This is a genomic window from Gordonibacter pamelaeae 7-10-1-b (assembly GCF_000210055.1).
Classification (GTDB): Bacteria; Actinomycetota; Coriobacteriia; order Coriobacteriales; family Eggerthellaceae; genus Gordonibacter; species Gordonibacter pamelaeae.
On the sequence record NC_021021.1, the window covers coordinates 247,570 to 259,635 of the forward strand.

At 66.4% G+C, this 12,066-nt stretch carries 9 protein-coding genes; 2 read left to right on the forward strand and 7 right to left on the reverse strand.

Features of this window, described 5'->3' with window-relative positions:
• From GPA_RS01095 to GPA_RS01125, 7 genes are all read right to left on the reverse strand, one after another.
• On the reverse strand, positions 1-375 hold a 375-nt coding region (locus tag GPA_RS01095; RefSeq protein WP_414735660.1), incomplete at its 3' end, for a N5-glutamine methyltransferase family protein.
• Between the two features lie 196 nt (positions 376-571).
• Positions 572-1,645, reverse strand: coding sequence for a peptide chain release factor 1 (gene prfA / locus GPA_RS01100; RefSeq protein WP_015538701.1), 1,074 nt, complete (start codon positions 1,643-1,645; stop codon positions 572-574).
• Positions 1,646-1,793: 148 nt separating this feature from the next.
• Positions 1,794-2,768, reverse strand: a complete 975-nt coding sequence (trxB, locus tag GPA_RS01105) for a thioredoxin-disulfide reductase (protein ID WP_015538702.1) — start codon at positions 2,766-2,768, stop codon at positions 1,794-1,796.
• Between the two features lie 201 nt (positions 2,769-2,969).
• The gene (locus tag GPA_RS01110; RefSeq protein ID WP_015538703.1) at positions 2,970-4,331 is read right to left on the reverse strand and encodes a uracil-xanthine permease family protein; all 1,362 of its coding nucleotides are present in this window, start codon (positions 4,329-4,331) and stop codon (positions 2,970-2,972) included.
• A 135-nt stretch (positions 4,332-4,466) separates the two neighbouring features.
• Entirely contained in the window at positions 4,467-5,873 is a 1,407-nt protein-coding gene (locus GPA_RS01115) for a uracil-xanthine permease family protein (protein WP_015538704.1), read from the reverse strand.
• A gap of 57 nt (positions 5,874-5,930) precedes the next feature.
• A complete protein-coding gene (locus GPA_RS01120; protein ID WP_015538705.1) occupies positions 5,931-6,755 on the reverse strand; it encodes a 4Fe-4S dicluster domain-containing protein in 825 nt (274 codons plus the stop codon).
• Positions 6,756-6,818: 63 nt separating this feature from the next.
• Positions 6,819-9,458, reverse strand: a complete 2,640-nt coding sequence (locus tag GPA_RS01125; protein ID WP_041239903.1) for a molybdopterin-dependent oxidoreductase — start codon at positions 9,456-9,458, stop codon at positions 6,819-6,821.
• A 263-nt stretch (positions 9,459-9,721) separates the two neighbouring features.
• Here GPA_RS01125 and GPA_RS01130 point away from each other — a divergent pair, with 263 nt between their 5' ends.
• Positions 9,722-11,185, forward strand: a complete 1,464-nt coding sequence (locus tag GPA_RS01130; protein ID WP_015538707.1) for a response regulator transcription factor — start codon at positions 9,722-9,724, stop codon at positions 11,183-11,185.
• Between the two features lie 128 nt (positions 11,186-11,313).
• Positions 11,314-12,066 (forward strand): peptide-methionine (S)-S-oxide reductase MsrA (gene msrA, locus GPA_RS17150; RefSeq protein WP_156791102.1); only part of this gene is annotated, 753 nt, incomplete at its 3' end.

The following is a 12,066-nucleotide window of genomic DNA, read 5'->3' on the forward strand; positions in this document are numbered from 1 at the left end:
CTCGTCCTTCGCGCGCGGGCGCGGCGCGGGCGGCAGCAGGGCCAGGGCCTCGCTCACCAGGACCTCGGTCTCGGGGCGCGGGATGAGCACGCCGGGGCGCACCTGCACGGATATATGGCGGAAGCCCACCTCGCCGGTGATGTACTGCAGGGGCTCGCCCTGGCCGCGGCGCGTCACGTAGCCGCGCAGCACGTCGCGCTCGTCCATCGACAGCGGCTGGTCGAGCCGCGTGTACAGCTCGATGCGCGAGAGCCCGCACGCCTCGGCCAGCAGCCACTGCGCCGAGATGCGCGGGTTCTCGTCCCCCTTGCGCTCAAGGTACCCCACCGTCCAGTCGAGTGCGGCCTTGATGGTCCAGATGTCGTTTTCAGCCATGATCAAAACCTCGCAGGTTGACGGAGTCGCCGGTTGGCGTAGTAAGTCAGCGAGAAGGCCCGTGGTGCGTCGTATTCGCGGGATCGCGCGGACGAAGCGTACTTCGGTACGCGAGCCCGCGGGATCGCGCGAAGACGGCGTGCTACGGGCCTTCGCAGCGTCGGCAGGTTCCGGCGGCCGGCAGGCCGCCGGAACATCAGACCACGGCTTCCAGCTTCTGCGCGCGGTCGGCGGCCTGCAGGGCGGTGATCACGTCGCCCAGGCCGTCGCCCAAAAGCACGCCGTTGTAGGTGCCGTTGTAGCCGATGCGGTGGTCGGTCACGCGGTCCTGCGGGCCGTTGTAGGTGCGGATCTTCTCCGAGCGGTCGCCCGAGCCGATCTGCGCCAGGCGCTCGGCCCCCTCGGCAGCCTGCTGCTCGGCGAGCATCTTCTCGTACAAGCGCGCGCGGAGCACGGCCATGGCCGCGATCTTGTTCTGCAGCTGCGACTTCTGGTCCTGCGACTGCACCACCAGGCCGCTCGGCAGGTGCGTGATGCGCACGGCCGAGTCGGTGGTGTTGACGCACTGGCCGCCCGGGCCGCCGGCGCGGTACACGTCGATGCGCAGGTCGTTCTCGTTGATGTCGACCTCCACCTCGTCAGCCTCGGGCAGCACCGCCACCGTGGCCGTGGACGTGTGGATGCGCCCCTGGCTCTCGGTCTTCGGGACGCGCTGCACGCGGTGCACGCCGCTCTCGAACTTCATGACCGAGTACACGTGGTCGCCCTTGACCTTGAACTGGATCTCCTTGAAGCCGCCGGCCTCGGAGGCCGACACGTCCATGGTCTCGGTCTTCCAGCCTTGCGCGCCTGCGAAGCGCTCGTACATCTTGTAGAGGTCGCCCGCGAAGATGGCCGCCTCGTCGCCGCCGGCCGCCGCGCGGATCTCCACGATGATGTCCTTGTCGTCGGCCGGGTCGGCCGGAATGAGCATGAACTTGATGTCCTCCTCGAGCGCGGGGAGCTTCGCCTCGATCCCGGCTATCTCCTCCTGCGCGAACTCGCGCATGTCGGGGTCGGCCATCATCTCCTTGGCCGCGGCCAGGTCGTCGGAAGCCTGCACGTACTCGCGCGCCTTCTTCGCGAGCGGCCCCTGGCTCGCGTACTCCTTGGCCAGGCGGTTGTATTCCTTCTGATCGGCGAGCACGGCGGGGTCGCCCATGCGCCCCTGGAGGTCCTCGTAAGCCTGGATGATCTTCTCGAGCTTCTCTCGCATGTCCGTTTCCTGCATGGGATATGTCCTTCTTGAACGTGGTTGCGCGGCGCACGCCCCGCGCGCGGCGAGCGCCCGGTGCACAGGGCAACCGGGCGCCTTTACGGTAACTGGTTCATGATATCAGAGAGCGGCGCAAAGCGCAGCCCCTCCCGCAGCGCCTCCCCTAGATGGCCAGGTACTCCGCCGCCTCCTCGGCGCAAAGCGCCCCGTCGGCCACGGCGGTGACCACCTGGCGCAGGAACTTCGTGCGCACGTCCCCGGCCACGTAGACGCCGGGAACCTCCGTCTCGCCCGACTCTCCGGCCACGATGTAGCCCGTCTCGTCCGTCGTCAGCGCACCAGCCAGAAACTCGGTGTTCGGCTCGGTGCCCACGGCCACGAACAGGCCGTCCACGGCGATGTCGCGCTCCTCGCCCGTCTCGAGCATCTCCACGCGCACACCCGCGAGCGCGCCCTCGTCGGCCACGAGCTTGCGCGGCACGGCGTTCCACACGAACTCCAGGTTCGGCAGGTCCTCCAGGCGCTTGTGGTAGATGGCGGTGGCGCGCAGCTTGTCGCGGCGGTGCACCAGGTACACCTTCTTGCAGATGCGCGACAGGTAGATGGCGTCGCCCGCGGCCGTGTTGCCGCCGCCCACCACCATGACGGTCTTGTCGCGGAAGAAGTTGCCGTCGCAGGTGGCGCAGTACGACACGCCGCGGCCCTGCAGCTCCTCCTCCAGCTCCAGCCCCAGCTTGCGCGGGCGCGCGCCGGTGGCGATGATCACGCTGTTGGCGCGGTACTCGTTGAACGCGGTCTTGAGCACCTTGGGGTTCTGGGTGAAGTCGACGGAGAGCACCTCCTCGCCCACGTTGCGCACGCCGAAGCGATCGGCCTGCTGCTTCATGGAGAAGGCCAGCTCAAAGCCGTTCGTGCCGTCGGGGAAGCCCGGGTAGTTCTCCATGTGCTCGGTCTGGGCCAGCTGCCCGCCCGGTGCGATGCGCTCGAACACCACGGCCTCGAGCCCGGCGCGCGCGGCGTAGAGCCCCGCCGTGAGCCCGGCCGGCCCTGCCCCGATGACGGCGACGTCGATAGCCTTCTCCTGCGCTCCGGGCGCCTTGCACGCGGCGGACGTGCCGTTGTTGGGTTCCTCTGTCATGGGAAGCCTCCTATCGCGGAACCTTTGCTTTGCAACCAGTATAGGGCTCGTCGCCTAATTGTCACAAGATCGGCACCACTTTACGCCGAATAAGCAGGATTCGGTTGGGAAACCGTCATGCCGCGCCGGGTCTCGCGAAAGCCCGCGTGCTCAACGCGTGCGTGACGGTTTCGCGAAGGCCGCGCCCTCTGGGTCGCCACGCTACCGCAAGCCGCGCCCGCCCGGGGAGCCCATCCCGTCCCCGTCCTCTCTCGCGCCCACCTCGGGCGCCGCTTTGCCCGTGGAATCCGCCGAAGCCCTCTTCCTGCCCGGCAGCACCAGGTTCAATATGACGGCCGTGAAGGCCGTGCCAGGCACGCCGCTCAAGAACATCGACACCCAAAGCGGGAAGCTTGCCAGTGCCTCGGGCTGCGCGTTGAACCCAAGCCCTACCGCCAACGACACGGCCACGATGGTGGTGGTGCGCGCATCGGGCCGATCCTGCATGATGATCCTCATGCCGCTGACCATGACCACGCCGAACGTGAGGATGACCGCCCCACCGAACACCGGAGTGGGAATGACTGAGCACAGCGCGCTGACCTTAGGGCAGAGGCCGGCCACGATCATAATGGCGCCGGCCACGGCAACCACATGGCGACTGAAGACGCGGGTGATGCCGAGCAGGCCCACATCCGCGCTGGCCGATATGGTGGGTCCGTTGTTGAAAAGCGCGGAGAACCCGCTCGTGACAGCCTGGGTAAAGATAACGCCGCGCGTCTCCCTCTTGGTGGGCATGCGCTCCTCGGTGAGCATGGTCGTGGCCGACGTGTCGCCCAAGAGCTCGGCCACTCCGCAGATGGCCAGAAACGCAATGGTGATGCAGGCGTCGATCGGGAATGCGATGCCCCAGCGCAACGGCTCGGGAAAAGCGAACCACGCAGCCGCCTCCACCGGGCCGAAGTCGACGCGACCGAGCGCTGCTGCCGTCGCGAACCCCACGGCCAAGCCGATGAGCGGGGCAGCCCCGTGCAGGAATCCCTTGCCGAGCACATTGAAGGCCAGCACCGTGGCAAGCGTGATGCCGGCAAGAAGGTAGTTCGCCGGATCGCCGAATCCCGGGCTGTCGGCCCCGCCTGCGCAGTAGCCCAACGCCACCCCCAGAAGCGTGGTGCCCAGTACGAACACCACCGCACCTGACACGAAAGAGGGCACGACCACTTTCAGCCTGTCCGAGAATGCGAAGAATACCACGCCGCACACGAGGCTGCCGACCAGGCACGCCCCGACGTAGCCGGCGTATCCTACCTGCGGCGCGATGAGCAGTGCCGGCGAAACGAACACAATGCTGCATACCATGGCAATGGGCAGCTTGCCGCCTACCGGCCCGATGCCGAGCGTCTGCACGAGCGTGGAGACGCCGGCCACGAACAGCGCACAGGCGACGAGCACCGTGGTCTCGGCGGGGCTGAACCCCAGGCCCGCCGAGACGAGCAGCGGCGCCGGAAGCGCTTGGAACGCGACGAGCAGCGCATGCTGCACGCCGAACGGTACGAGTTCCCGCACCGGCGGTCGCTCATCCATGCCATACCCTTGAGATTTCATGGCATCCCCCTATCGCGCCCTTTCTCCGAAAGGGCTTGAGCAAGTTGCACAGGTTACGCAACAGTGCCGTGCGGCGGCGCGCCCCCGTATGGACGCGCCCCGCACGACGGCCTTTCAGGCTCCCAACGGCGCCTCCTCCTCGGCGGTCTCTGCAGCTGCATGAGTCTCGGCGCCGGCATCGGCGGGGTCCGGGCGCTTAAGGTTGCGTCCGGGCAAAAGCACGTTCAGGATCACGGCGACGAAGGCGGTGCCGGGCACCCCGCAGAGCATGGTGGACACCCAGAACGGGAACTGGTCGAGCGCCCCGGCCACCGAGTTGAAGCCGACGCCCACGGCCAGCGCCACCGCCAGGATCGTCTGCGTACGCGCGGTCTGCTCGCTTTCCATGATGATCTTCATGCCGTTGACCAGGATAGTGCCGAACATCATGATCACGGCGCCGCCGAACACGGGATTCGGAATAACCGAGAACACGGCGGACAGCTTGGGGCACAGGCCCATGAGCAGGACGATGCCGCCTGCAACCGCAACCGCGTAGCGGCTGAACACGCGCGTGATGCCCATGAGGCCGATGTTCGCGCTGCCCGAGATGGTAGGTACGGCGTTGAACAGGCCGGCGAACACGCTCGTGACCGACTGGGTCAGCACGGTGCGGCGCGTCTCGCCAGGCGTGGCTAGGCGATTCTCGGCGACGGTCGTGGTGGCAGACGTGGTGCCGAGTATCTCCACAACGCCGCAGACGGCCACGAGCGTGATAACCACGCAGGCGTCGATCGGGAACGAGATGCCCCAATGCAGCGGCTGCGGCAAGCCGATCCAGGCGGCCTCGGAGACCGATGAGAAGTCCACCATACCCATGGCGACGCTGATAGCGAATCCGGCCGCCATGCCGATGAGCGGCGCAGCCCCCTTGACGAAGCCTTTCCCGAACACGCTCAGTATAAGCACGACGAGGAAGGTGACGCCCGCGAGCACGAGGTTAACAGGCTCGCCGAAGCTCGCAGCACCGCTGCCACCCGCACAGTTCGCGAGCGCGTTGCCGATAAGCCCCGTTCCCAGCACGAGCAGAACGGCGCCCGACACGAACGACGGGAATATGACCTTGAGCCAATCGGAGAACAGCACGAACACCACGCCGCAGATAACGGCGGCGACGATGCAAGCACCCATATAGCCGCCGAATCCCGCTTCGGGGATGATGAGCAGCGCGGGCGCGATGAACACGAAGCTGCCCACCATGACCATGGGGATGCGCGCGCCCAGAGGACCCACGCCATAACTCTGGATGAACGTGCAGATACCGCTCACGAACAGCGCAGACGCTATCAGGATGGAGGTCTCCCCCGGCCCGAGGCCGAGACCGCCTGCGATCAAAAGCGGCGCCGGCAGCGTCTGGAACAAGATGATGAGCGCGTGCTGCAGTCCGAACGCGCCCAGCTCGCCCGCATGCGGTCGCTCGTTCATCCCGTAGCCGCGTTTGACGGCTTTCTTCTCTTTCCTGCCTTGTTTCTCCTCTTTCATTTCGGAATCCCTCCTCGTTTGGTTGCTTGTCTCGCCGCAAAGCACCCTTGCCGATGCCTAGGGCAGCGTCGGCTCACGGTAGAAGCGCAGCTCGGGAACCGCGTAATCCTTCTCGACCACGTCGACGTCGCACGGCAGGTCAAGGTAGCCCTCCTTCTGTATCCACAGGCGATACGCACCCGGCTCCACGCCGTCGATCCACACGTCGCCGAACTCGTCTGCAACGCATACGGCCGTTGTCTCTCCATCGGTCGCGCGCACGAGCGTCGCCCGCGCCCCCTCCACCACCTCGTCGGCCTCCACGTCGACCACGGTGGCAGCCACGAAGCGCTTAGGCTTGTTGAGGTAGTACACGCGAGGTGCGGTGCCCAACTCGGGCGACAGGGTCTCGGCCTTCGCAAGCTCGCAGGCGAACTCCTCTTCCTCGCCGAAGCGTAAGGCGCCCGTGCAGCAGGCGTCCACGCAGCGCGGCTCGGCCCAGCCGTCGTCGAGCAGATGGGCGCAACCTGTGCACTTCTGGGCGATGCCCAGCTCCTCGTTCCAGAAGATCGCTCCGTAGGGGCAGGCGTCCACGAGCTCCCGCGCGCCCGCCTCGGCCGGGTCGATGAGCACGAGGCCGTCGTCGCGCTTGCGCACCGCCTCGGGCGAGGCCGCCCTGCAGGGAGCCTCGTCGCAGTGGTTGCACAGGCGCGGCAAATAGTTCACGCGCACGTGGGGCACCTTGCCGCACACCTCTTCGTCGACCTTGCACCAGAACTGCCCGGTGTCGGGTTGGGGCAGCGCATAGGGGCTCCAGTCGTTGCCCGCATGCTCGTCCTTGCAGGCGATCTGGCAGTTGTGGCAGCCGTTGCACTTGTCCAAGTCGAATACGAATACCTTCATGGGTTCCTCTCCATTTCCGCGGGTCGGGCGCGCGCCGACGAAGCGGGCCGCGCGCCTGCGCCGCTACTCGTCCTCAACCATCCAAGCGGACACGCGCAACCCGTCGGCCGGGTCGTACGCGCGGCCGAACTCATCGGGGTGCAGGGCAGCCAAGGCGGCCACGTCCACCTTCTCCACGTTTACCAGAAAGCCGTTCGTGGCTTCCGAAGCGGTGTTACGGGAGCCGCATGCCTCGGGGCATATCAGGTTGTTCGCACCGCCGCGGTCGAGCCCTCCCCTTCCTCCCACGATAGGATCGACGCGCGCGCCGTGGTCCTGGTACACCGCGCCGGGCATGATGCGCTCGTTCACGTACACGCCGCCCAGCACGCTGCCGCGCTCGTTGTAGACGCGCACCACGTCGCCATCGACAAGGCCGAGTCTTCCAGCATCCACCGGGTTCAGCCAAACGGGCTCGTAAAGGTAGCCGTCCGGGCCTTCCACCTTGCAGGTGCGTATCTCGCGCAGCCACGTCACGTCGTCATGTTCGGAATGCACGCGCCAACGCGGATGGTTCGTCACCATAAGGAACGGGTAGCGCACGGCGCGGTCGCACGACAGGCGCTCCTTGAGCTCTTCGGACTCCTCGATCCAATGCGGCACCACGGGCCGCGTCTCGTCATCAGGGAAATGCTCTGCGAGCCCCGTCGCGTAGATCTCTATCTTGCGGGTGGGCGTCTGCAAGGGCTGGCTCGCGGGATCGTCGTACCAGGCGGCGAGCGCCACCGGATCGTCCTCCCAGCCCTCGGCGGTGGGCGCAACGCATATCTTCCGCTCCGCGAACTCCTCGTAGGACATGAGAGCGTCTGCCTGGGCGCTGTCGAAACCGGCTTTGATCCATTCGTCGACGTCCATGCCCCGCGTATAGCGCTCCACGAGGTTCTCGTACGCGCCGCCGAAACGCTCGAGCTTTCGGGCCACCTCGATGACGCACTCCCAATCCGACTTCGACTCGCCAAGAGGGTCCACGCAATCGTCTTGTACGTACATGAGGTTGAACTGCCCGGTCCAGTTGTCCACGGCTATGTCCTTCTCCTCGAACATGGTGCTCACGGGAAGTACGACGTCGGCGAACAGCGTGTCGTTCTCGAACCAGGGATGCTGCATCACGACGGTCTCCACGCGCTTGGAGCGCAGGGCCTCCTGCATGGCGAAGCCACCGTTCCAGCACGTGGTCCAACTAGGAGAGTCCGACCAGATCATGTGAATCATCGGAGCGCCGTCGACGGGGAACTCGAACGGGATGAACTGGTCCTCGCGCGGCGCCGTGCATACGACGTGCCCGTACCAACGCAACTTCTCGCCCTCGGGAAGCATGAGCGCCTGGGGCACCATGGTTTTGGGCACGAATGCCTGGTGGCCGATCGTCTCCATCCACCCATGGTAGGCTCCGGGCACCTCGAAGTACTTCTCGGAGCGAGGCAGGGGATTCCACTCGTCGAAGCCGAACTGGCCGAACTCTATGAGGTGGAGCTGGCCTGTGCCAGGACGGCCGAGGCCCTGCATGGCCAAGAGCACGATCTCGAGGCGCGCCGGCTCGGCGGAGAACGGCGAGCGTATCATGCCGCCGCCGTCGGCATGGGCGATGGACACGGCATGCTTCGCCCAATAGCGCGCGAGGGCCTTGATGGTGTAGCTGGGCACGCCGCACTTCCCCTCTGCCCACTTCGGCGTCTTGGGCACGCCATCCTCGCCGCCGAGCACGTAGCGCTCGAACCAGTCGAAGCCCACGGTATGGGTGTCCACGTAATCCCGGTAGTACGTGCCCTCGGTGATCCACGTGTAGGCGATGGCCAGTTGCAGCGCGGCATCGGTGTTGGGCAGGACGGGGATCCATTTCCCCTTGACGGGCGCGCCCGGCTTGCCCTTGTGCGCAGCGCCCGCATAGTTCAGGTCCGGCGAGATGAAAAACGGGCGCACGCCCAGCTCCTCCAGGAAGTACGCCATGCGCGAGGGCTGCTCGCCGCCCCACCCCCATGGCGTTGTCTCCAAGTCGCAGCCCCAGTACAGGATGGCATCGCCGTGCTCGCAGATATCCTTGTACAGGTTGCGCTGGTTCACTTGCATGCCCACGGGCTCCATGCCCCAGATATGCTTGCCGCCCCAGTACCATCCTTCCCAGCTGTCGGGTTGGCGCGCCTGCAGCGTGTAACCGCCCACGAGGTCGAGCATCATGGCCTGGCAGCCATGGGGTGCATGGACGACCTTCGTCTCGCCATGGCCGTCGGCTTGGCAGAGGATGGCAAGCGGGCCATACTCGTCGTGAACGCGCTTGATCTCGTCCGCGATGATCTGCGTTGCCTCATCCCAGCTGATGCGGACGTACTTCGATTTGCCGCGGTTCTGCGTGTTGCGCTCGCCATGCGGATCCCAGTCCACGCGGCGCATCGGGTGAAGGATACGGTTCTTGGAGTAGACGCGCTTTTTGTAGCTTAGGGAAAGCGGGGGGAGAAGCGTCTTCTCACCCGGCTCGAACGTCTTCCCGCGAGCCTTGATGCGCCAGGGCCTGCGCTCCTTTCCTCCCTCTATCTCATCGTAATGCAGGGGCCGGATGCGCAGCACCCGGCCGTCCTTCACGTCGACGCACGCCGTGTTCGCGCTGCAGGCGAACGCCGACCACGCGATGCCGCGAAAGACCGTATCGCCCCTCGTGTCCGCGCTCATGAGCATCATCCTCCCTCGTTCTAGCTCCTACCGCTCGCCGCCGCCGCGTGCCGTCGGCACAGGCGCCAGCTACGGCCTCGAAGCGGATGATAGGTTCGGATGGAGTCGGATATAACCAACCGACCGGCGTAAAAGCGGTTTTACGACGTTTGGTTTATTCAGGCGCGGCGGGTATGCCACCTATACTGATAGGTGACGCCGACAGGGGAAAGGCGGCAACGGCGGGTTTCGTCGGAGGGATCCGCAACGAGGGGGTAGATGCCATGAAATCGCAGAACCTGTTCCCGGCCCGGCTCCTCGGGTTCGGCTTCTACTGGGCATGGCTGTTCCTGATAGGCGTGTCTCCCTCGCCCATCGTGGGCGACGTATCCTTCGCAGGAGCGCCCTTCGAGATCTGGGAGCTGGGCTTCAGGCTGGCTTCCGTCGCCGCCATCGTGGCGTTCGCACGGCAGCTCTCCTCCGACGGGGGCCGCAAGGTGCTGTTGGCAGCCTGCTTCGTCGTCGGCCCCCTGGGCACCGTGTCGCTCCTTGCGGCAGAAGGCGGTCTCGTCATCGGCTCGGCTGCGCTCGTCGCCTTGGCCGATGCGGCTACGTTCATGCTGTGGCTGTGCTTCTTCGGGCATATGCGCGTGGGCGAGACGGCGCTCTACATGGCGCTCTCCTATGCGGCAGGGGCCCTGCTCTGCATCGTCATCATGAGCCTCGACGCGCGTATGGCACTCGCCTGCGCAGCCGCGCTGCCTGTGCTCTCTGGGCTGGCGTTCTCGTTGTCGAACCGCTTCTACACCAAGGAGACGGGCGAGCCCTCCATGTTCTCGCATGGGCAGCCAGGGGGGACGGACGGAGAGACCACGTTCCCTTACATGCACCGCATGGCCTGCACGCTCGGCCTGTACGCCCTCCTGTTCGGCCTCATGACGAGCGTCGCAGTGTGCAATGGGTTCGGGGGAGGCTTCGTCGGCCCCTACATCGAGGCACCTTGCTGCCTGGTGCTGGGGGTTCTCCTGGCAGCCACTTTCCGGTCCCAGAAAGGCGCGCGACGGCTTTACCTGGCATACCGGCTCATCCCGCTGCTGTTCGCCGTGGGTTTTGCCGCGTTTCTCTTCTCGGACGACCGAACCTATTTCGTTGCCAGCGCATGCGTTATGCTCGCCTACCTCACGTTCGAGATCACTGCGCTCAACGACTTCTGCAATGCCGTGAAGGTACGGGGGCTGTCGCTCGTGCGCGCGCTCGGATTCGCCCGCCTGGCCATCACCGGAGGCATCCTCGGAGGTTGGTCGATAGGGTACGCAACGACTTTTTTGCCCCTCGACCCGACGCTCGTCGCCATGGCCGTGGGCATCGTGGTGGTGGTGGCTGCCTCGACGCTCGTGTTCACCGAGAAGGAGATGTTCTCCGTCCAGGGGGTCGCCGACGAGCGTATCCTCTCCGAAGAAGCGGCCACCGCCAGCCGCGGCGAAGGGGGCTTCGCCCAGAGCCTCGTGGCGTTCGGAGAGATATGGAGCGTGTCGAAACGCGAGATGGAGGTGCTCGACCTGCTGGTCAAGGGGCGCAACACCCAGTACATCTCCGACCAGCTGTTCATCGCGCAGGGAACGGCGAAGACGCATATCTACAACATCTACCGCAAGATAGGCATCCATACGAAGATGGAGCTGCTCGACGCCTTCGACGCGTTTTGCCACGAGCGCGGCCTCGCGCAGAAGGATGACCGCGGCGAGTGAGCGATGCCGCGCCGGGCCTCGCGAAAGCCCGCGTGCTCAACGCGTGCGTGACGGTTTCGCGAAGGCCGCGCCGGGCGCCCGCAAGGCGCACTACCATGGAGGCGACCAAGCGAGGAAAGGAACGCTCCATGGACGCTGAGAACACGAACCGCCCGGCCGGATCGTCACCGGCACGCGGCGCGCACCTGCACGGCCCGTCGGCCGGAGGCCCGCACCTGCACGGAGGGCAGGCGGGCGAAGGCCGTCGCGGCGGGACGGACGGCGAGGACCTGCACACGCTCTACCTGGCCGGCGGCTGCTTCTGGGGGCTCGAGGCATTCCTCAAGCGCCTGCCCGGCGTGCGGCGCACGGTGGCGGGCTACGCGAACGGCTCCACCGAGAACCCCAGCTACCGCGACGTGTGCAACTGGAACACGGGCCACGCCGAGACGGTGGCCGTGACCTACGACCGGCGCATCCTGCCCACCGATGTGTTGCTCGACGGCTTCTTCGAGGTCGTGGACCCCACGAGCCTGAACCGCCAGGGCAACGACGCGGGCACGCAGTACCGCAGCGGCATCTACTGGCAGGACGAGGCCGACCTGCCCGCCATCGAGGCGGCGCTGCGCCGCCAGCAGGCGCGCTACACCGAGCCCATCGTCACGGAGATCGAGCCCCTCGACGGCTTCTACGCAGCCGAGGACTACCACCAGGACTACCTGGGCAAGAACCCGCACGGCTACTGCCACATCGACCTGGGCGCCGCCGAGGCCTTCGCACGGCGCATGGGGCTTGCGGAGGGACGGCCGTGCATCCAGTTCGACGGCCTGTGCGAGTCGCCCGACGATCCGGCGGTGGCGGGCGCCATCCCCGGCGCCAAGGCCGGCGCAGGCGAGGCGCCG

Bases quoted from the DNA above. Each gene is read 5' to 3' on its own strand.
- prfA (WP_015538701.1), bottom strand. From the start codon at position 1,645: ATGCAGGAAACGGACATGCGAGAGAAGCTCGAGAAGATCATCCAGGCT.
- trxB (WP_015538702.1), bottom strand. From the start codon at position 2,768: ATGACAGAGGAACCCAACAACGGCACGTCCGCCGCGTGCAAGGCGCCC.
- GPA_RS01110 (WP_015538703.1), bottom strand. From the start codon at position 4,331: ATGGATGAGCGACCGCCGGTGCGGGAACTCGTACCGTTCGGCGTGCAG.
- GPA_RS01115 (WP_015538704.1), bottom strand. From the start codon at position 5,873: ATGAAAGAGGAGAAACAAGGCAGGAAAGAGAAGAAAGCCGTCAAACGC.
- GPA_RS01120 (WP_015538705.1), bottom strand. From the start codon at position 6,755: ATGAAGGTATTCGTATTCGACTTGGACAAGTGCAACGGCTGCCACAAC.
- GPA_RS01125 (WP_041239903.1), bottom strand. From the start codon at position 9,458: ATGAGCGCGGACACGAGGGGCGATACGGTCTTTCGCGGCATCGCGTGG.
- GPA_RS01130 (WP_015538707.1), top strand. From the start codon at position 9,722: ATGAAATCGCAGAACCTGTTCCCGGCCCGGCTCCTCGGGTTCGGCTTC.